The organism is Rickettsia fournieri (assembly GCF_900243065.1).
In the GTDB taxonomy this organism is placed as follows: Bacteria; Pseudomonadota; Alphaproteobacteria; order Rickettsiales; family Rickettsiaceae; genus Rickettsia; species Rickettsia rickettsii.
Window position 1 is genome coordinate 24,679 of the sequence record NZ_LT978483.1, and the last position, 20,771, is coordinate 45,449.

A 20,771-nucleotide genomic window follows, 5' to 3' on the forward strand; every position below is an offset into this window, starting at 1 on the left:
ATTACATTTAACTTAGAATTGAATATCTGCACCTATCTGTCCGGCTAATTCAGTACCGAAAGAATATTCACAAATATAATCTATTAACTCACTTTTTACATTCTCGTTAGTAGTCTGATAAAGAAGCACGAAATTAATAATATCATCCTTATTTTCTCTATTGTAAGGCGTGTCTTCACTTCAGCCGATAACTTTTCTTCTGTTGAAGTTGATGGAGCCGGTACTACTATAGGGGTTGCTACAGGAGTAACTAATGCTGGAGCTGCTACAGGATTATTATCATTAACATTATAATTTAAAACTTTTTCTATTAACTCTGCTCTTGTATCTTCATTAATACTAATCTCAATTAATGTATTAATAATGCCATCTTTATCTTCACCGTTTTTAAGACGTTGCATAACATCTTTTAATAATTTTTCGTGTGTATTTTTTGCAAACCCTTCTTCATCCGGTAAATCATAATTATAATCATTAACATCCATGTTTTTATAATGGTTGGCTGATTTTGCACCCAAGTATTTTTGTATGGTGTTAATTTTTAATTGCTCATTAATATGAGAATTATATTTTTTAATGCATAAACTATCTTTTCTTTATCAACACCTATCTTTACAAGTTCTGCTATACTGTGATCGAATGGATTATGCAATAGAACGCCTTGTCCTATATCAGCACCTTTAGATATTAACTTCTCAAGTAACCATTTATCTCTTGATGTTAGTGCGTGATTAAAAATTGACTCACCACACGCATTAATGTTAAGATTAACGTTATTATTTAAAAAGAAGTCCAGTAACGTTTTATTTTGACCTGATTCATGCTTTAGTAGCAAATAGAAAAAAGGTGTGCCGCCATAATTGTCTACTGTATCAATTTCACTGCCGGGTTGTAATAAAATTTGAGTTATTTCGTGCTGTTTAGAATAAGTTGCATAATGTATAGGTATACGTCCCTTTCCATCTTTAGTATTAACATCCACATTTTTTTCAAGTAAAAAGCTTCTTATTTCCTATTGTTGCCGCATAATGTATAGGTTAGTATAGATATTTCTGCTCAACTTCAAAACTTGTCCCTTTGTCTAATAAAATTTTAGCTATTTCTTGAGTGCTTGCATAAAATAATGCCGTATTTCCTTGTTCATCTTTAGCATTGACATCATGACCTTGCTCAATTAATTTTTGAACAATATTTGCATTTCTGGCTGAGGCTTCTATACTAAACGGTGTACGGTTGTCTTCAGCTTCAATTAAGGTGTCATGTATTTCATGGTTTGGTGCACGTACATTGTCCTCTGCTGCTATTTCTGTAGAAGTAGTGGTTGTTACTGGTGCCGGTGCTGCTACCGGAGCTATTACTGGATTATTATAGTTAATATTATAATTAAAAAGTTTTTCTATTAATTTCTCTCTTGTAACATCATCTATATCAGAATAAAATTCAGGATTCATAATTAATCCGTTGATAATTTTATTTTTATCATCCTCATTTTTAATATTTTTCTTCATCTCAGCAAGCTTTTGTTCTGCTTTGAATTCAGGCAGTGCTGAGCGTGCATTAGCGGAATCAGTTAGTATTTCTTTAATTTCTGGTTTAGATGCATAATCTATAGTTTTTTTCCTTTAGCATCTAAAGCATTAACATCGGCACCTTGTGAAAGTAAAAGTCTAACATTATTTACATTCCCTATACGTGCTGCATTATGTAAAACCGTACTACCGTCTTGAAGTCTGTAATTAGCATTATTTGTTGGTTGATTCATCATATAAATATTCCTTTATGTTTAAATATTATTTTATCGTGCGAGCATTATACATAATATTTTGAATTTCTGCAAGCTAATAATTAATTTTTTAACTATTTATTAGATTTTGTATAAAACCAAACGAGGAGTAAACAGATTAGAAGACCGATATTTAAGAGTAGATTATACTCTGTCATAGAAATACCAAAGATTTTGATGGCGGGTTTCATGCAGGACGTGATTGGCTGCGAGTAGAACATTTGTTTGATGTGTTGTATAGACAAGCCTTTCGGGATACGAAGCATTGATGAACAAAGAGCACTTGGTTGTACTATGCCTCTTTCTACGAAACTATGATAGGTTGATAATATACAAGAGCTAAGGATAGTTAGGAGAATGAATATTAAAGTATACTTACTTAACTGTCGGATGATTAAAGCAGTTAAGCAAATTTTGATTAGGGTTAAATAGGGAAATCGTTCGTAAACGCATAAAGGACAGGGTGTATAATGGAATATATATTCAGCAATATAAGCGGTAGCAAGTGCTATTATAGAAATTGCAATCAGTCCTAAATGTAGAACTTTATAGCTATCTTTTCTGATGTAATTTATAATAGTATTAAATGGCATGGTTTTTTTGTTCTTAATGTCATTGCGAGCGACTGCCAGGAGCGTGGCAATCTCGGGAAGTTTGATGAGATTGCTACGTCGCTTCGCTCCTCGCAATGACGGCGTTTAATTTGATATTTTACAAATAAATAAATTTAGTATATTGTCACTGATTATTAATTAAAGCGCAAGAAAAATCAATGTCAGAAATTTGGAAAGATGCTATTAAGTCAAACGCGTGGCCTTTTGTTGAGGCTAAGAAGATATTAGATAGCTTAAACGGTAAAATTCCTGAGAAGGGGTATGTATTATTTGAAACGGGTTACGGTCCTTCAGGTTTACCTCATATCGGTACTTTTGGTGAAAATGCCCGTATGGTGATGGTACAGAAAGCATTTGAGCAATTATCCGATATTCCGACTAAACTAATTTGCTTTTCCGATGATATGGACGGGCTTCGTAAAGTACCTAGCAATATCCCAAATCCTGAAATGGTGGCACAGTATATGGATATGCCGCTTACTTCTATCCCTGATACATTCGGTGAATGTGAAAGTTATGGGCATTATATGAATGCAAAGCTTCGCTCATTCCTTGATAAATTCGGCTTTGAGTATGAATTTTATAGCAGTACTAACTGTTATAAAGCTGGTATGTTTGATGAGATGCTGATAATGGTGCTTGAGAAATATGACGAGATAATGGAGCTAATGCTACCGACTTTTAGAGAAGAGCGCAAGGCTACCTATTCACCTTTCATGCCTATATGTCCGAAAACAGGTAAGGTACTGCAAGTACCTATAGAGAAATGGGATGCTAAAGCAGGCACTGTAACGTATAAAGACAAAGCCGGTAATTATATAGAAGTACCGGTAACGGGAGGGCATTGCAAATTACAGTGGAAGCCGGATTTTGGTATGCGTTGGGCTGCGCTTAAAGTCGATTATGAGATGTACGGCAAAGACCATTTGGCAAATGCTCGTCTTTATTCGGAAATTTGCCGAATCCTAGGAGGAAAGCCGCCGGTGCAGTTATGTTATGAGTTATTCTTAGATGAAAACGGTGAGAAAATATCAAAATCAAAAGGTAATAGTATTAGCATTGATGATTGGCTTAAATATGCTCCTGTTGAAAGTATGACATTATTTATGTATCAAAATCCGACTAGAGCTAAGCGTTTGTTTTTTGATGTAATTCCTAAAAATGTTGATGAATATATTACTTTTAATCAGAAATATCATTTAGAAGAGGATAGGGCAAAGCGTTTTGCAAATCCCGTTTATCACATCCATCACGGAAATGTACCGAAAATTGAGACTTTTGGAATTACCTATTCGTTGCTTTTAAATCTTACTTCTGTGTGTAATCCTTCGGATAAATCGGTGCTTTGGGGATTTATTAGCAAATATGAGCCAAAAGCAACTCCAAATACTAACCCTTATCTTGACCATTTAGCAGAATTTGCTATAAGATATTATAATGACTTTATTAAAGCACATAAATCATATTTATCTCCTTCTGAAAAGCATAAGGTTATTTTGCAGGATATATTAGATATGTTATCTGATATAGCTGATCAAACCGAAGCTGAAGCAATTCAGAAAGCAATATATGATATAGGAATGAAAGCAGGATATGAAAATCTGCGTGATTACTTCAAAGATTTATATCAAATATTGCTTGGACAGAATGAAGGTCCAAGACTTGGGACTTTTATAAAGCTTTACGGGGTGCAGGAAATGAAAAAGCTGGTTGAAGGGCAGTTGTAGCCTATATATCATTCCCGCATGGGTATCTAAGCGTCATTGCGAACGAAGTGAGTGTGGCAATCTCAGGAAGTTGGACGAGATTGCCACGTCGCTTCGCTCCTCGCAATGACGTTAAAATAAAAACTATTAACAAATGAATGAAATTTTTTGTAGTACGTTACCTATTTTTTTAATTACGCTGCTTGGTAGTATTATCAAAAATAAATGGTTAACTTCAGAAGAATTTTGGTGTGGTATTGAGAAATTATCGTATTTTGTACTATTTCCTGCCATGTTGTTTAGTTACGTATCTACTGCCGATTTAAGCATTGCACCCATAATTAAATTAGTAGTGGCTCTTATTATATCCACTATTCTTGTATCAATCGGTCTTATAATTTACCAAAAAAAATACAACATAGATAAAGTCCAATTTACTTCCATTTTTCAAGGATCGATTCGTTATAATAGCTACATTTTTTTTGGGGTAAGTAGCCCCTTGCTTGGTTCTAGCGGGCTTTCAATCGTTGCCATTATTTCTTCTTATATGATTATTTTTACCAATATTTTATCGGTAATGATTTTCGCTTATTATATCCCTAATAAATCCGTTACTAATACTATTAGCACTAGTTTTGTTTTAATGATGAAATTAATTGTGCGTAATCCGTTAATTATCGCAAGTTTAGTAGGATTCGTTTTTAATTACTCAAATCTTGAATTACATTTAGGGCTTAAGAAAACGTTAGATAGCCTTTCTAATGCCGCTTTAGCTATCGGTATGCTAAATGTTGGGGCAGGGCTTAATTTTACTATTAGACAAGAGCTTTTACATAATGTAATGTTTACAAGCTTTGTTAAATTAGTTGCATTTCCTCTAGTTAGTGTAGTAGTACTATGGTTAATGTCTATTGACGGATTAGATAGATCGGTAGGAATATTATATAGCTGCCTTCCATGTGCGAGTACGGCTTATGTTTTATCTCGTCAACTTGACGGTGATCCTGATTCTATGGCGTCGATTATAACATTTACTACTTTTTTCTCGGTAGTTACTATATCAATTATTATGTATATAATGGGTTGAATTTACCACGTCATTGCGAGCGACTGAAAAAGGAGCGTGGCAATCTCAGGAATGTTGCCTGAGATTGCTTCGTCGATGCCTAGTGCGTCTGCTCGCAATGACGAAAAACCAAAACAAACAAATAAAACAGGAATTTCTAAAATGGATGAAATGAATAAAATAAATTATGCTGAGGCCCTTGAATATCATGAAAAAGATAAGCCTGGTAAGATCGCTATTTCTGCAACAAAGTCTTTAGTTACTCAGCAAGATTTATCACTTGCTTATTCCCCAGGGGTTGCGGCTCCTTGCCTTGAAATTGCTAAAAATTTAGAGGATGTATATAAATATACTGCTCGCGGTAATTTAGTTGCCGTAATCTCTAACGGTACTGCCGTACTTGGGCTTGGTAATTTAGGAGCTGCCGCTTCAAAACCGGTGATGGAAGGTAAAGCGGTACTATTCAAAAAATTTGCTGATATTGATGCAATTGACTTGGAAGTGAATACGGAAGACCCTGAAGAATTTATTAATGCCGTGAAGTATCTCAGTTATAGTTTTGGGGGTATTAATCTTGAAGATATTAAAGCTCCAGAATGTTTTATTATAGAAGAAAAATTAAAATCTTTAATGGATATACCGGTCTTTCATGACGATCAGCATGGAACAGCGATTATTACCGCCGCAGGGCTAATAAATGCTGCGTATCTTACTAATCGCAAGCTTGAAGATTTAAAAATCGTAGTTAACGGAGCAGGTGCAGCAGCTATTGCTTGCATTGATTTATTAATTGCTCTTGGAGCCGATCAATCAAAGATTATTGTATGTGATACTAAAGGCGTTGTTTACAAAGGACGCCTAGAAGGTATGAATAAATGGAAAGAGCTATATGCAAGTGATACCAAGTTTAGAACTTTAGCGGAAAGCTTAGATAACGCTGATGTATTTATAGGGTTATCGGTAAAAGGGGCAGTAACTAAAGATATGGTGAGTAGAATGACAAGTAATCCGATTGTTTTTGCTATGGCTAACCCTGATCCGGAAATTACTCCGGAAGATATAAAACTTGTGCGCGATGATGCGATTATAGCAACAGGGCGATCTGATTATAATAATCAGATTAATAATGTTATGGGATTTCCTTATATTTTTAGAGGAGCATTAGATGTAAGAGCTAAGACTATTAATACGGAAATGAAAATAGCTGCGGCAAAAGCCATTGCAGATTTAGCCCGTAGACCTGTACCGGAAGAGGTGTATAAGGCTTACTCAGGGCGTAAGATGGTTTTTGGTAAGGAATATATAATTCCTGTACCGTTTGATCCTCGTTTAATTACCGTAGTAGCAGCGGCGGTTGCCGTTGCTGCAATAGAAAGCGGCGTTGCTAGGGTTAAAGATTTTAGTATAGGTAAATATAAGAAAGAATTAGGTAGCAGATTAAATCCTACTGCTAACTATATGAATTTCTTAGCTGAAAAAATTCATAATGCACCGCTTAAACGGATTGTTTTTGCTGAAGGTGAAGAAGAAGAAGTAATTTCTGCCGCTCTTATGATGCGAGACAAGAAATACGGTCATCCGATTATAATTGGTCGTGTTGAACGAATTGAGGCTATGTTAAAAAAGATAGGTCAAGATATTAGCTTAGACGGAATTCAAATAATGAATGCGGCCTTAAGCGATAGTTTAGAGAAATATACTGATTATTTATATAAAAGACTTCAGAGAAAAGGTTATTTATACCGTGATTGTGCAAAGCTTGTTAAAACTGATAAGAATATTTTCGCTGCTTGTATGTTAGCATGCGGTGACGGTGATGCTCTGCTAACCGGTGTTACGAAAAGTTATATCGATAGTTTAGAAGATATCATGAAAGTCATTTCACCAAAAACTAATCGTAGCATCCTTGGCTATTCAATTATGATTGCTAAAGATAATAATATTATTATTGCTGATAATTGTATTACAGAATATCCAAACAGCTGGGAACTTGCACAAATAGCAACCCAAACTGCAGAAATTGCTAAAAATATGGGAATCACGCCTCGTGTTGCACTTCTTTCTTTTTCAACATTCGGTAATTCTTCTAAGGCAAAAACAGCTTGTATTCGTGAAGCAGTAAATATACTAGATAATTTTAGCAAAGACAAAAAAGAGCTGAGCGGCATGAAGGTAGATTTTGAATATGACGGAGAGATGTCGGTTAAAGTGGCTTTAGATGGTGATTTACGTAAATTATATAAATTTTGTAGATTATCAGGATCTGCAAATGTATTAATTATGCCTGGTTTAAATTCAGCTGCTATTTCTACTGAGTTGTTACAAGAATTTTCGTCAAACAGCTTTATAGGTCCTATAACAAACGGTTTTGAAAAACCCGTTCAAATACTTCAAGCTACAGCAACAGCTAATGAAATACTAAAAATAGCAACTTTTGCTTGCGTTGAAGCTATAAAAGAGGTTTAATTACTATATCTTTAAAATCAATTAACTTGTGAGAGGTAAAATGGCGTCGATTACAGAACTTCATAAAAATATACAAGAAATTACAAAAGGTTTACGAAAACATGATCCTCAAATACCTGATACCAGTAAAAAACCGTTAGCTTCTAGAGAAAATTTTGACGATCTAATACATTCTGATTTAGGACAGCCTGTACGAAATAAACCGCTTTCTTTTGATGAAGAGTTAAAGAAAAAAGTTCAAAGCAGACAAGTACAGGATTCTTTCGAGCAGCAAACAAAGAGTACAGAAGAAAAAATAGATAATCATGCAAAACGTATAGAAGAATTAAAGCAAAAACAGAAAGAACTAGAAGAGAGGAAAAAGGGGCTTGAAGAAAAAAAAGCTAATTCTAATATTACTAGAGAAGAAAGATGGAAAATCGCTGCAGAATTAGAAGCTATTAATAATCAATTTAAGGCTATAGAAAAAGAACATAATACTATTAATAGTGCTTCCGATAGAGAACAAAAGTTTGATAATAAAAATAAATACTTAACTTCTACAAAAAGAGAGCCGATAGCTGCAGATTTACAGCAACAAGGAGCATTAGCAGCTATAAAACGTATGAAAGAAGAGAAGATAAAGCAGCAGCAAGCAGAAGCTGTTAATCAATCTTCAAAAAATACTCCAACTATGCCTAGTGGTACTATACCGATGCCGCCTCTAATGCCTGGAAGCGGTATTCCTATTCCCCCATCGCCTCCGCCACCACCTATATCAATTCCAAAAACTATAAAAAAAGAGGCAAAGGATGTTGGTAAACAAATGCCTCAAGGAGGAGATAAGCATAAAGAAGAACTAACAAAAGCTATGAAAGCACGAAGAGAAAAAATAGAAAAGCAAAACTTAGGAAGAGGAATGTAATTATTATAGTATCATAATGGCTCTTTTTTCAAATTTTATCATAAAATGAGCTGTTAGTCTCTATGAAGATTTCTAAGAAGATTTAATTTTGGTTATTTTTTGCTGCAAATTATAAGGTTTCTTTGAAATAGGAGTAGCTATTCTTTCAAAAATCTTATTAATTTTCGCTAAAAAATACCTCAAAATAGCAAATCAATTAGAAATCTTCATAGAGCCTAGCGAATTAGAACGATTTTACAATTTAATTGCAGTTTAGCCCAAATTTTATCTGCAGTATATATAGGATAGCCTGTAATTAATCCTAGGCTAATGCAAGCTCTGTCACCAAGAGATAAGCCAAATTGTTCTGTTTCTTTCTTTAAGCGTCCAATTTCTATAGCTTGATCAAAATCTAAGGCTACAATTTTATTTATTGAAGCTGAGATCATTTCTTTACTTTGAATAAAAGATATGTTCAATTTTTTATCTAGTTCAGCTACTACTTCTGCTATATTTACTGTAGACATAATAGATAACGGTAATAATTCTTCGACCTTGTCACTACCAGTTTCTAAGTTAAATAATGCAAGTAAAGCAGATGAATCTAAAATATATTTATTCATTATTAAATTCCTTTCTTCTTGATTCAATTAAAGAGTCAACTAATGATATGTTATCTTTATTTCTAGATTTTACTAATGCTTGAAATTCTTTAATTTTATTTTTTAGAGGAATCAATGTTAATTCTTTATCAAGTATTAGCATTAACTGATCTCCTGAAGCAAGATGTAATTGATCACGAATTTTTGCAGGAATATTTATTCTGCCATTTTTAGATATAGTAACTTTATATTCTAAGTGCATATTTTTAAAACAGTTAAAAATTGAATATATACCAAATATAAAATATTATAATTAAAACTACAATAGTAAAATAAATATAAAAGATTTCTATATTGAAATTATGCTGTAGTTGTTCCTATTTCAAAAAAATCTTATAATTTGTAGACACCAAGAGTAAAAATAGATTAAATTAATTTTCTTTCACACAGCCTAAATAGTTGGTATCATATGATGTTGCCACAAAAAGAAAATATTATATGTCTAATTCAGCTTTTTTAGTTGCATTTTTTACAACGATTATCCGTTATTATGATTATGCTCTATTCGGTTTATCGGCTAGTATTCTTGCACAAAATTTCTTACCTAATATAGAGCAGGATAAACAACTACTTGGTTTTTTTGCTATTCTTAGTGCAGCTGTTATAGTACGACCTTTAGGGTCCTTAATTTTTGGATTTATCGGAGATAAATACGGGCGTACTAAATCTATCAAGATATCAATGTGCATGAGTAGCATTTCTACCGGATTAATTGCTATTACTCCTTCCTTTGAGATAATAGGTATTTTTGCTACGGTAATACTAACATTATGTCGAATGGTTTTTTTAGCAAGCCTTGCCGGAGAAGTTGACGGAATAAAGGTTTATGTAGCTGAAAAAACAGGAGATAATCAGAAAAATTTAAATATAGGAATAGTTTCATGCTGTAGCCAAATAGGTGCATTACTTGCGGCTATAGCTTATTATTACGCTAGTAATTCCGATATCCAATATTTATGGCGTTTTAATTTCTTTATTGGTGCAATATTTGGTTTATTTGCTATTTTGATGAGAAATTTTTTTAAAGAAAGTAGCGAATTTTTAAGAACGTCATCAAAAAGTACCTTGCGGCAAATTATATGGAATAATAAACTATCCGTTATAATAGCATTACTAATAAACGGTGCTATTGGAGGAGTGTATCACTTTTTAGTAATTTTCTTAGGAGTTTTTTTAACAAAAATAGCTTTTATAAATCATCCTGAAATAAGATTTATGAATATAGCTCTTACTACTACCTATGGAATATCAGCTGTTTTTGCAGGGCTGTTTGCCGATAAAATAAACCCTTTAAGACAGATTACATGGGCTTTATTTGTCAGCATTATTGTTGCTTTAGGAATGCAAATAATGTTATACAAACAAATATTTAATATTCTTTGTCCCGTTATATTAATAGGACTTGCAGCATTTTATGCAGTACCGCTACAAATTATTGTTCAATCCTTATTTAAGACTAATGTTAAAATGAGGCTTTATAGTCTATCACATTCTTTTGGAGGTATTATTCTATCCTCAACTACTCCTTTCTTTAGTATGTTGTTATGGCAAACTTTTAAGTCACTATCTCTCACTTTAAGCTTTTTCATATTTTTGCTTATAATATTAATGAGTACAGTGTTGGTTTTACGCAGGATGTCATCCTCACAACAGTAAAGCCTTGTTGTATGGCTCGAAAAACCTACTCAATGTCATCTCCGCGAAGGCGGGGATCTAGAAAAATAACTTCAATATTGATACAGAGTTTACATATTTGACAAAATAAACACATAAAAAACTTGTTTTTTATGTGTTTTACTGGAGTCCCGCCTCCGCGGGAATGACATAAACGAGCCATGCAACAAGACCCAAAAACAAGAATAACATCAATTGCCTTAGATATTTCTTTCGTCTTTACTGCAACCTGTAGGTTTTATGCTAGGACTACTTGAAGATTTGGAGCTTTGCTGTGCTTGTGTCCCAATTTGCTTCGCTTCTTTTGCTAAGTTTTCAAATTTGTCTTTTAAGTTTTTTGTATTGCTTTTTAGCTTTAAATCGTGAGTTATTTCGTTAATATTCAATTTTTCAGGTGTTGGATGATATATAGGCTCTTTAGATTGAGTATGTTTAGAATGTTCTATTGCAAATTTTGTACGAGGTTTTATTAGTTCATTCTCTTTTCCTATACCTTTCTGTTTTTCTTCCTCCCATTTATCCCATCCCGCCGGTGATGTCCAGTATCTTGTTGTTTTACTATCAAAGCCTTTTTCAATTGGTACTATTCTCTTTAATTTCTTTACCTCGATTTTCAAACTCAAAATTTTTCTGAGGAGTTATATAGTCAGATTGAGTATTTTCATGTTGTTTTTCTACAGTCTGTTTCTTTTCTTCTGTCCAGTATTTTTTGATTTTGCTGTCAGAGTCTGCTTCAAATTTTGCTATTCTATCTTTTATACCGGTAACTGCTCCTGTAGATATTTTAGGTTGATCTTGGGGTGATTGCTTAATATGTTTCGGAGATGTATTTTTAGATAATTCATAAGTCAAAGATTCTAAATTAGATAAATTCTTTTGAACTTTTTCTATATTGGAATTTAAATATTCTATTTCGGGTCCTTTATATTCTATTATATTTTTTAATGTGGTATTAATTTCTACAAAAGATTCTTTAATCTCTTTATTAAATTTATCATCATTATTACTTATCTTACTACAATTAGTAGAAATTTTTTGAAGTTTATCTAATATATCATTAATTCTCTCATCTTGTTAAGAAGTCGATACCATACTTGCTAAAAATTCACTTCTTCCTAAATTTCTATTAACATTATTTCAATATAGAGGTATGGTAGAGGTATAATCTTGTGGAAATTTATCGATCTCTTCTTTAAACCTCTTTAAGAACTTTATTGTATCATCGAATATAGGATGAGTATTCCAGGAAAGAGCAGGAGGAGTCGGTATTGCTTCCTGCATTGGATGAGTTATTGCCTCAACTTGTTTCGGGGATGTATCTTTAGATAGCTTTTCATTTTGTAGCTCAGATATATAATCATCTACTGCTTCTTTTAATTTATCTGAAACGGCACTATTTGGGGCAGGAGGCAGCATTCCGGTGTCATCCCACTCTAAATCAGTATCAGTAGTTAGTATTCCAGTATCATCCTGCTCTAAAGCGATATTATCGCTTCTACGCTCCTCACGAGGATCAGTTAGCTTATAGTAATTTTTATTTAGTAAACGAGGAACACGTGAATTGTTGCTCTTTTCATATTCCTTAATTTCTTCAAATATACCTAGTGTCTTATAAATATTATCTACTTCTTCTTGAGTAAGTCTTTCATTGCTTACTTCTTTTTGTTGGATAGATTTTTGTAGTTCTTGTGTTGCCGTTAACGTATCTTTTGCTGTATTTGAATTTGATAAAATTTTCGCTTGTGCTAAATCAAGAGCTTCAATTAAATTAGTAGAGCTGCTTTTTCCAAATGTGGTAGATAATTCTTCTTGACTTGAGCCTATTCCTGAATCAATAGAAGAAGATCTAGAAACGGTATTAGATTTAGGATTAATATTTGCCTGTTGTACATAAGATTTGCCGGTATCTATTAATATTTTATCAGTGAATTGTGCTAGTTCATTGAATGAATTTTCTAGTTTTGCAAAAAGTTCTGTTGAGTAATGTACTATTGCCGGTGATAACTTAGGTATAGAATCTTCAGGTATAGTTTCTAAAGAAGGAGAATATTTACCTGTTTCTTTTTGTAGTACTGATTCATTTTGCTTGATTAAATTTGATATATTTTTAAATTTATTTGCTAATTCTTCAGATAATATATCAATCTTGTTATTGTTATTACTTCCGGCATATAAGACTAGAGCCTCCTTTATATTTGGCGAGATATTATCTTAACAACATCTTATATTGTAAATCTAATTCGCTTGAATTATTAGTATTACGGAAGTAATTTTTATTTACTGATATACTTTTGCTGAGTATATTTTTAGAAGCTTCTATAAGTTCTTTTGCCCCTGTCTCTTCTTTATTTTTTAACTTCTCAAATAAATTTTGTACACCATCTGAAAAATCCCTGGCATTATCAAGGTATAAAAATTTTTCATTTCATCTAATTTTTCTCTAGACTCTTTTATTTTTTGTAATCTCTCTCTTAATTCTTGAAATTTATCCCATTCATGTTTTTCAAGAAAAAATCCCTCTATTTTTGTATTTTTAGTATTAGGGCTTTCTCCGCTACTCAGGATTTTATTTCTAGCTGCCTGTAATCTAGATGGTTGATGAGAGTTGATATTATTAATCAAACCTAAAATTTCTTTTGATGTCTTATTAAATTCTTCATTATTAGTTGGATTTTTGATTGTTTCTTGAACTGCTTCCCTTAACTTGATTATTTCTTCTTTAAGGCTAAGTTCTACTTTTTGTTGACCGTGTGTTATAGCTTGTTCGTTTTTTTGTGAGGTAAGTACTTTTTTATCTTGCTGTATATTTAAGCTCTTTTCCCCTACTTTCTGAACAACTTCTTCCATCAATTGCAATAGATTAATATTGCCCTTTATTTCTAGTTCTTGCTCATTAGTGATCGGTAATGAATTACTTAGTCTTAATAATGCTGAAAAATCTGAAGGGGATATTAGGACATCAAGTTGAGCCTTTACTAGCACCCTGTATATTTTTATCATTTGCTACTTTGAAGTTAGCTTGTTGCTGAGCAACATACGGTCCCGGCGTTCTAGGGTCTATTTTGTTTATTAGAGCTTCTATAAAATTAGTTGTACGTGTTATAGCTAGTTTATCTGTTTCTAAAATACTAATTTAAATTTAGCCGGTCTAATTCATTCTTATGTTTCATAATTTCCCTCTATTAATAAAAATAAACCAAAATGTAATACCATTTATGTTCAATTAACAATACTAATAATTAGTATTAATTCAATATTTTAAATCTTGTTGCATTTGTGCTTCAATAATATAATTTTATCATTTATTTTATCGTCTCAATGAGTTTTTTAACTTCCTCGACTGATTTATCAAATAGTGCTTTTTCCTCTGCGGTTAACTGCAGTTCTATTACTTTTAGAACACCTTCTTTACCGATCATAATAGGCACTCCGACATATAAATCATGTACGCCGTACTCACCTTGTAAATGAGCGGCACAAGTTAGAATCTGACGTTTATCTTTTAAATATGACTCAAGCATTTCTATTGCTGAGGCTGCGGGAGCATAATAAGCAGAACCTGTTTTAAGTAATGCAACAATCTCACCGCCGCCGTTTCTAGTACGATCGATTATTTTTTCAATATTTTCATTACTTGATAAGCCCATTTTTATCAAGTCAGGTATCGGCACGCCTGATATTGTAGAATATCTTGCAAGAGGTACCATAGCATCGCCGTGACCGCCGAGAACCGTGCTATTAACATTGCTAACTGATACTTTAAACTCTTCAGCAAGAAAAAGATTAAATCTTGATGAGTCAAGTACTCCTGCCATACCGATTACTTTATTGTGAGGCAATCCGCTTTCTTTAAGCATGACATATACCATAACATCAAGTGGATTGGTAATGACTATTACAAAGGCATCAGGAGCGTATTTTTTAACATTTGCTGCAACCGTTTTCATAATACCGGTGTTAATGCTAATTAAATCGTCTCTACTCATCCCTGGTTTTCTTGGTAAACCGGCAGTAATAATTATGGCATCAGATCCTTCAATATCTTTATAGTCGTTTGTGCCTTTTATTTTGATATCAGACCCGGCTATTGTACCGGCTTGCATGAGATCCAATGCTTTTCCTTGCGGTACTCCTTCAGTCACATCAAATAACACGATATCGCCGAGTTCTCTAAGGCTAATTAAGTGAGCAAGTGTACCACCTATGTTACCGCTACCTATTAATGAGATTTTTGGATTTTGTTTCATTACTCCCTCTACAAATATTAAATATGCCTATTACTATATTACAAATAGATTCAAGAAAAAAGAATTTTTAAATTATATTGTTAATTGGTTAATTCATAAAAATTAACCATTCACATTGACTTTATTAAAATAGATTATATATAATGCCGAGTCAAAAATACCATGAAACATGGAATTTTAATAAAATAACTAAAAAAAATAATTATGCCTAAAATTTCTAAGTTAATAAATATTTTTAAATCTTGTATAGGAAAGGGGAGTAATGCAAAAGAATGTAAAACCGCTCCAGAAATGTTTCATGATTTACGCATTAGTATTAACAATAGTCTTAATAGTAAAACAGTAAAGATGTTAGTTTTGATACGGTAGATAGACCAGAAAACAAAAGTACCCTACATTATGTAACTGACTTAGCAGACCTTAAAGAGTTACTGCAAAAAGGTATTGATCTTAATATACAAGATGAGAATGGTGATACTGCTTTAGAGATTACAGGTAATTTTAAAAAAGCCAAAATGTTACTTGAATATGGTGCTACGGTGAATGACTATAAACAGATGGGTGAAGTATTACATTACTGTGGTCGTAACTCAGTAGAAAACAAAATTATTCTTTCACTATTAATGCATAACAATACTAATTTTACAAAAGCAAATTTAGTAAGACAATGTAAAGAACCATATGAAGGAGGCAGAGTGGTTAATAAAACAAATTGAAAAAATAGAGGGCTTAATATATCAAAGTAAAGAAGTAGAGACGTTAAGAGTATATGTTGACAGATTACAGAGCTTAAAAAATAAATATGAAAAAGCAAAGGATAGTAGCCAAGCTGTTTTAAAAATAATATTAGATTATATTAAAAATCAATAGAGTGATGGTTTAAAAGCTCAACTTGTTATTATTGTCAAAATCTAGGGTTAATCGAAGATTATTCGGAAGTAGCTCAAGAAAATGCAGTATATAAGTGCTTGGATGAGGCTTTTGATTTGCTTGATCAAGGATTAATAGGAGAGGATGTTCAAAATACAGTAGTTTGATTCATAGCATCAAGCAATTTTTGAAAAGCACTGGTCATTCCTGTTCAGCATTGTATGCATGGATCGTTTTATGTCATTCCCGCGTAGGCGGAAATCTAGTAAAACCTATAAAAAATTTGTTTTTTTAGGTTTATTTTTTTAATAAATAACTTCTCTATATCGATATTTGAAGTTATTATGCTAGATCCCCGCTTTCGGGCCTTGTTGAGTGGATCAGTTTTCCCGATGTCATCCCGCGACTTGATCGCGGGATCCAGTTAAAAATACTAAAATTATTAGTATTTTTTATTGTTTTTATGGATCCCGTGGTCAAGCCACGGGATGACACAGGGGATTTTACCGGTCTACGCAACAATGTTGAGCTAGGAATGACATCGTACGCTTTTTCTGAGTCATGCAACAACGCCTACGTAGCTCATGAAGATTAGGTATCAACGCAAGCAAGCCTTTGCAGGCATGGATATCCTTATCAACGTTGTATCATCTTATTATAATATTTCGATAAAACTTTCACGCCATATAGCCATAATAGACATACGATAATAAAACTAAACATCAATAAACTGGCTATGTCGTTATGTATGGCGTTCGGGAAAATACTAAAGGATATGAATTGAATAATAGCACCTATTGATTTACCGATTTTAGCACCCATAACATCAACTGCAGCTTTACCTTTGGTCTTCATTTCACTATCGAGCGGAATATATACCATTTCTTTAGTAGCATCAAAAAGTGAATATTTTACGGATTTAGAAAGTACATGCCAAAGTCCGCCGATAAAAACTATAACGACAAGCGGTGCACTATAGCCGAGAGTATTTACGATATTTCCTAGGTGATTTTCAAAAACCGTGAATGAAAAGAACATAAAACCTGCTCCAAACATCATAATCGGTGTTATAATAGCTCCCCAAAACCAGCCGCATATTCTAATTAAACTACTGCCTAAAAACGCACTAACTAACGTGAGTACTCCCGTCCAAAAAAACACTTTACCGTGATAGGCCATAAAATCCTTTGTCGCGGGATAGAGTTGCTTTACTTTGGACATCCATAATCCTTCTATTAGGCTAATACTCATAGAATAAGACATTACAAGAAGACAAATAAAACCGAGATATCTAGAAGTTAATATTACTTTTGCACTTTCGACCAAGTTTAATTTTAATATATCCGTTCTTTGGTTTTTAAATTTAATATTTTTGTCAGCTTCTACGACTGATTTATCAATAAGTTTATGAAGAGCTAGACAAATTAATCCGGATATTAAAATAACCGTAATAAATGATTTTAAAAGAATTTCATTTGTATCGTTGAGATGAGAAAATAAAGGTAATAAGAAATGCTCACTCTTAGCAAAATAAATAATTACGGTTCCTGAGATGAGTAAATTAGTTTGTCCGAATAAAGTAAAAAATGAGTAAAATCTTGGTGCTTCTTCGACTTTAGTAATTTTATTTGCAAGCTGCCAATATAAAAGAGTAAAGACTATAACCGGCCATAACTCTCCCATAATATAAAATAATACCAAACTCCACTGTCCCCAAATTATTAAAAACCATTTTAAGTGAGGAAGAACAGTGATATAGTGCTTAATTAATTCGGGATCGGGATGAAAAAACTCTCTGTACGGAAATAAAATAAAACCAAAAATTGCGAAGAAAAATAAAAAAATACCAGTAATTATCCTAAAAACTTGCTCTGTTGTCATAATATTACAGAGTTTAGAATAAAAAATAACAAATAAAATTCCCATCGGCATTTCGCCCCAAAGTTTGATAAAACTCAATACTTCTGAGCTAATTAAGGTAACAACAAAACTATCTTTAATACTACGAACTAAGTTTTGATTAAGTAGAATAAAAAACATTAGTAAAGCCATCGGGATGAACTTGGTTAATTCATACGATCTAATCGGCCATACTATATGCCTAAATTTACTGTTTCTGGCTTTATTCCAAATTGTGAAATTAGAATCCACGCTATCCATTGATTTACTATGAGCTTATTTTTTTAGTACCAGATAGTTTTTAAAAATGTTATGTTTTTGCAAGGCTTAGAGCTTTATAGGTCATTCCCGCATATGCGGGAATGACCTAAAACGCTTTGCAGAAACTGTCCGGCTATATTATTTTTTATGCACCCTAGACTATAATAAAAACTATGTCAAGATTTTTTAACATAGTCTCATATATTATTGTTAATTACATTTGTTATACTCAATCGCTGCTTTAATAAACTGAATAAATAACGGATGAGCTTCAAAAGGTTTAGATTTAAATTCCGGATGAAATTGTACTCCTACGAACCAACGCAGTAGCGGTAGTTCAATTATTTCTACAATCTCTTCATCTTTTGAAAAACCGCTAAATACTATTCCGTGTTTTTCAAAAATATTTTGAAATTCATTATTAAATTTATATTTATGACGATGTCTCTCATTTATTTCAAGGCTTTTATAAGCATTAGCTGCAATGGTACTTGCGACCAAACTACAAGGATAAGAGCCGAGCCTCATAGTCTTTTTTACATTTTCAATTGTTATTTTTGAGTCTTCACAGTTTTTATTTATTTTCTCAATAATTTTTGTACCATCTACTTTAAATTCTTCCGTTACTGCATCTTTAATACCGATTAAATTCTGAGCTATTTCGATCGTCGCAAGTTGCATACCGAAACATATTCCAAAAAAAGGTATGTTATTAGTACGGGCATATTTTATTGCTATAATTTTTCCTTTAGTTGCCCGTTCTCCAAATCCGCCTGGTACTAAAATCCCATCTATATCTAATAATTTTTTATTAATATTCTCTTCAGTTAGAGTTTCAGCATTTATCCATACTAAATCAATTTTGTATTTGTAATAAATACCTGCATGATCAAGTGCCTCGATTACTGATTTATAAGCATCTTTTAATTTATGATATTTAGCTATTATAGCGATTCTTACTTTTGAATTAGAATCTTTTATCCTATTAATTATATCATGCCATTTATCTAATTTAGACGGCATTATATTAATATTAAAAAATTTTAATACTTTATTATCAAGACCTGAATTATGATATGCAATCGGTACTAAATATATATTTTTTTGATCTATTGCCGGAATAACATACTCAGATTCTATATTACACAATAAAGCTATTTTATCTATTTCGCCTTTTGAAATGTTACGTTCTGCACGACACACTAGTATATTAGGTAAAATACCTATAGCGCGTAATGCTTTAACTGAGTGTTGGGTAGGTTTTATTTTTAATTCACTGGCGGTTTTAACATAAGGTAATAATGTTAAATGAATAAATAAACAATTTTCGCTTTTTAATTTGTTACCAATTTGCCTCATAGCTTCAAAAAACGGTAGACCTTCAATATCACCGACTGTACCGCCTATTTCACAAATAATAAAATCAAAACCCTTGGTGTTTGAAAGTATAAAATCTTTTATTATATTTGTAACATGCGGGATGACTTGAACAGTAACGCCGGCGTAATTTCCTAAACGTTCATCTTTAAGTAATTTTGAGTATATCGCACCTGTTGTGATGCTATCAAATTTGCATGCGGAAACTCCGGTAAAACGTTCATAATGTCCAAGATCTAGATCGGTTTCTGCTCCGTCATCGGTTACATATACCTCACCATGTTCGTGAGGATTCATAGTTCCCGGGTCAATGTTAAGATAAGGGTCTAGTTTTCGTACACTTACTCTAAAACCTTTCGCTTGCAATAGCATAGCAAGAGATGCTGCCGTTAGACCTTTACCGAGTGATGAAACAACGCCGCCGGTAACAAAAATGAAATGTACCATTATTATAAACCTAGTTTACTAATATTTTCGTAAAATTTTACTGCTTTTTTTAAGTCTTCTTCCGTATCTACGGAAATAGGAACATTCTCAACTAAACATGTACCTATAGTCATGCCGTTTTCAAGGACACGTAATTGTTCTAAACGTTCTGTTTTTTCTAAAAAAGTTGGCTTAAGAGATACAAATTTTTCTAAAGCGTTTTTGCGAAAACCATACATGCCTACATGATATAAAAATTCTTCTGCACCGTTTGGAATAAGACTACGCGAAAAATACAATGCTGTCCCCGCCGAGTCAACTGCTACGGTAACATTACTACTAGCTTTCACTGATTCCCTATCTACTTTTACTATCGGTGTAACAATATCGTATTTGCTGTTTTTTAAATATTCTATAATTTTTAAAATAGAGCTAGGTTCAATGAAAGGCATATCTCCCTGTACATTAACTATGTAATTAATGTTTTGATTATTTGGAATTAATTTAAAAGCTTCATAAGTACGATCAGTACCGGTTGGGATAGCACTATCCGTGAATATTACTTTTCCTCCGACTTTTGTAATAACGCTTGCTATCTCTTCCGAGTCGGTCGCAACATATGTATGCTCAAGGCCCGCTTGATTTACTTGTTTGAATACCCGCTCGATTAAAGTTATAGAGCCGATAAGCTGCAGCGGTTTTTGTTTAAGCCTAGTTGAACTTAGCCTTGAGGGGATAATTATAGCCACGTCCTGATGCCGCATAAACTTTCTAAGTTTAAATTAAAAAATAATTGTTGACAGATTAGCCTTTTTCGGTGATAAAGTAAAACATAAT

At 32.7% G+C, this 20,771-nt stretch carries 22 protein-coding genes and 2 pseudogenes; 8 read left to right on the top strand and 16 right to left on the bottom strand.

Going from position 1 to position 20,771, the window contains the following annotated elements; all coding sequences use genetic code 11:
* Positions 1 to 95 precede the first annotated feature (95 nt).
* The 5 genes from C4Q30_RS01145 to C4Q30_RS01165 all read right to left on the bottom strand — a co-directional run bounded on the left by C4Q30_RS01145 (position 96) and on the right by C4Q30_RS01165 (position 2,376).
* Entirely contained in the window at positions 96 to 518 is a 423-nt protein-coding gene (locus C4Q30_RS01145) for a hypothetical protein (RefSeq protein WP_103896966.1), read from the bottom strand.
* A gap of 23 nt (positions 519 to 541) precedes the next feature.
* Positions 542 to 982 carry an ankyrin repeat domain-containing protein gene (locus C4Q30_RS01150; RefSeq protein ID WP_103896967.1) on the bottom strand — a complete coding sequence of 147 codons (441 nt, stop codon included), beginning with the start codon at positions 980 to 982 and terminating at the stop codon, positions 542 to 544.
* Between the two features lie 55 nt (positions 983 to 1,037).
* Positions 1,038 to 1,304: an ankyrin repeat domain-containing protein gene (locus tag C4Q30_RS10380; protein WP_342447530.1), complete on the bottom strand. Its 267-nt coding sequence runs from the start codon at positions 1,302 to 1,304 to the stop codon at positions 1,038 to 1,040.
* A 302-nt stretch (positions 1,305 to 1,606) separates the two neighbouring features.
* A complete protein-coding gene (locus C4Q30_RS09360) occupies positions 1,607 to 1,765 on the bottom strand; it encodes an ankyrin repeat domain-containing protein (RefSeq protein WP_245207399.1) in 159 nt (52 codons plus the stop codon).
* Positions 1,766 to 1,857: 92 nt separating this feature from the next.
* Positions 1,858 to 2,376, bottom strand: a complete 519-nt coding sequence (locus tag C4Q30_RS01165; RefSeq protein WP_014014200.1) for a disulfide bond formation protein B — start codon at positions 2,374 to 2,376, stop codon at positions 1,858 to 1,860.
* 179 nt (positions 2,377 to 2,555) lie between these two features.
* Between C4Q30_RS01165 and C4Q30_RS01170 the strand changes: the two genes are divergently transcribed.
* From C4Q30_RS01170 to C4Q30_RS09365, 4 genes are all read left to right on the top strand, one after another.
* Positions 2,556 to 4,124 (top strand): lysine--tRNA ligase, encoded by a 1,569-nt coding sequence (locus C4Q30_RS01170; protein ID WP_103896969.1) that lies wholly within the window; start codon positions 2,556 to 2,558, stop codon positions 4,122 to 4,124.
* A 133-nt stretch (positions 4,125 to 4,257) separates the two neighbouring features.
* Complete coding sequence (locus C4Q30_RS01175; RefSeq protein WP_103896970.1) at positions 4,258 to 5,190, top strand: AEC family transporter; 933 nt, start codon at positions 4,258 to 4,260, stop codon at positions 5,188 to 5,190.
* A 141-nt stretch (positions 5,191 to 5,331) separates the two neighbouring features.
* Positions 5,332 to 7,635, top strand: a complete 2,304-nt coding sequence (locus C4Q30_RS01180) for an NADP-dependent malic enzyme (RefSeq protein WP_103897130.1) — start codon at positions 5,332 to 5,334, stop codon at positions 7,633 to 7,635.
* Positions 7,636 to 7,675: 40 nt separating this feature from the next.
* The gene (locus C4Q30_RS09365) at positions 7,676 to 8,539 is read left to right on the top strand and encodes a hypothetical protein (RefSeq protein WP_245207400.1); all 864 of its coding nucleotides are present in this window, start codon (positions 7,676 to 7,678) and stop codon (positions 8,537 to 8,539) included.
* A 215-nt stretch (positions 8,540 to 8,754) separates the two neighbouring features.
* Here the strand turns inward: C4Q30_RS09365 and C4Q30_RS01195 are convergent, their stop codons facing one another.
* Together C4Q30_RS01195 and C4Q30_RS01200 are read right to left on the bottom strand one after the other, a co-directional pair.
* A complete protein-coding gene (locus C4Q30_RS01195; protein WP_012150708.1) occupies positions 8,755 to 9,141 on the bottom strand; it encodes a type II toxin-antitoxin system VapC family toxin in 387 nt (128 codons plus the stop codon).
* Positions 9,134 to 9,382 (bottom strand): AbrB/MazE/SpoVT family DNA-binding domain-containing protein, encoded by a 249-nt coding sequence (locus C4Q30_RS01200; protein ID WP_103896971.1) that lies wholly within the window; start codon positions 9,380 to 9,382, stop codon positions 9,134 to 9,136. Before C4Q30_RS01200 ends, C4Q30_RS01195 begins: the two co-directional genes overlap by 8 nt.
* Positions 9,383 to 9,618: 236 nt before the next feature.
* Between C4Q30_RS01200 and C4Q30_RS01205 the strand changes: the two genes are divergently transcribed.
* Positions 9,619 to 10,836 (top strand): MFS transporter, encoded by a 1,218-nt coding sequence (locus tag C4Q30_RS01205; protein ID WP_014014205.1) that lies wholly within the window; start codon positions 9,619 to 9,621, stop codon positions 10,834 to 10,836.
* Between the two features lie 218 nt (positions 10,837 to 11,054).
* On the opposite strand, the gene C4Q30_RS01210 is transcribed toward C4Q30_RS01205, so the two are convergent.
* The 4 genes and pseudogenes from C4Q30_RS01210 to C4Q30_RS01225 form a co-directional block, all read right to left on the bottom strand.
* On the bottom strand, positions 11,055 to 11,240 hold the full coding sequence (locus tag C4Q30_RS01210) for a hypothetical protein (protein ID WP_103897132.1): 186 nt from the start codon (positions 11,238 to 11,240) through the stop codon (positions 11,055 to 11,057).
* 138 nt (positions 11,241 to 11,378) lie between these two features.
* Positions 11,379 to 11,706: pseudogene (locus C4Q30_RS01215) on the bottom strand (hypothetical protein); the annotation flags it as partial.
* Between the two features lie 27 nt (positions 11,707 to 11,733).
* Positions 11,734 to 11,916 (bottom strand): annotated as a pseudogene (locus tag C4Q30_RS10385) (hypothetical protein); the annotation flags it as partial.
* 75 nt (positions 11,917 to 11,991) lie between these two features.
* Complete coding sequence (locus C4Q30_RS01225) at positions 11,992 to 12,270, bottom strand: hypothetical protein (protein ID WP_245207402.1); 279 nt, start codon at positions 12,268 to 12,270, stop codon at positions 11,992 to 11,994.
* A 232-nt stretch (positions 12,271 to 12,502) separates the two neighbouring features.
* Between C4Q30_RS01225 and C4Q30_RS08965 the strand changes: the two genes are divergently transcribed.
* Positions 12,503 to 12,667, top strand: coding sequence for a hypothetical protein (locus C4Q30_RS08965; RefSeq protein ID WP_014014209.1), 165 nt, complete (start codon positions 12,503 to 12,505; stop codon positions 12,665 to 12,667).
* A 539-nt stretch (positions 12,668 to 13,206) separates the two neighbouring features.
* Here C4Q30_RS08965 and C4Q30_RS01235 read toward each other — a convergent pair.
* Both C4Q30_RS01235 and mdh read right to left on the bottom strand, forming a co-directional pair.
* Entirely contained in the window at positions 13,207 to 13,854 is a 648-nt protein-coding gene (locus tag C4Q30_RS01235) for a hypothetical protein (protein WP_245207403.1), read from the bottom strand.
* Between the two features lie 302 nt (positions 13,855 to 14,156).
* Positions 14,157 to 15,101 carry a malate dehydrogenase gene (mdh, locus tag C4Q30_RS01245; RefSeq protein ID WP_045805477.1) on the bottom strand — a complete coding sequence of 315 codons (945 nt, stop codon included), beginning with the start codon at positions 15,099 to 15,101 and terminating at the stop codon, positions 14,157 to 14,159.
* Positions 15,102 to 15,305: 204 nt separating this feature from the next.
* Between mdh and C4Q30_RS09370 the strand changes: the two genes are divergently transcribed.
* Together C4Q30_RS09370 and C4Q30_RS01255 are read left to right on the top strand one after the other, a co-directional pair.
* Positions 15,306 to 15,470: a hypothetical protein gene (locus tag C4Q30_RS09370; RefSeq protein ID WP_017442989.1), complete on the top strand. Its 165-nt coding sequence runs from the start codon at positions 15,306 to 15,308 to the stop codon at positions 15,468 to 15,470.
* A gap of 312 nt (positions 15,471 to 15,782) precedes the next feature.
* Entirely contained in the window at positions 15,783 to 15,971 is a 189-nt protein-coding gene (locus C4Q30_RS01255) for a hypothetical protein (RefSeq protein WP_245207404.1), read from the top strand.
* Between the two features lie 636 nt (positions 15,972 to 16,607).
* On the opposite strand, the gene tlc2 is transcribed toward C4Q30_RS01255, so the two are convergent.
* The 3 genes from tlc2 to C4Q30_RS01275 form a co-directional block, all read right to left on the bottom strand.
* Positions 16,608 to 18,131, bottom strand: coding sequence for a nucleotide exchange transporter Tlc2 (gene tlc2, locus C4Q30_RS01265; RefSeq protein ID WP_103896973.1), 1,524 nt, complete (start codon positions 18,129 to 18,131; stop codon positions 16,608 to 16,610).
* Between the two features lie 210 nt (positions 18,132 to 18,341).
* Positions 18,342 to 19,955: a CTP synthase gene (locus tag C4Q30_RS01270; RefSeq protein WP_103896974.1), complete on the bottom strand. Its 1,614-nt coding sequence runs from the start codon at positions 19,953 to 19,955 to the stop codon at positions 18,342 to 18,344.
* A 2-nt stretch (positions 19,956 to 19,957) separates the two neighbouring features.
* On the bottom strand, positions 19,958 to 20,698 hold the full coding sequence (locus C4Q30_RS01275) for a 3-deoxy-manno-octulosonate cytidylyltransferase (RefSeq protein WP_014014217.1): 741 nt from the start codon (positions 20,696 to 20,698) through the stop codon (positions 19,958 to 19,960).
* Positions 20,699 to 20,771 lie beyond the last annotated feature (73 nt).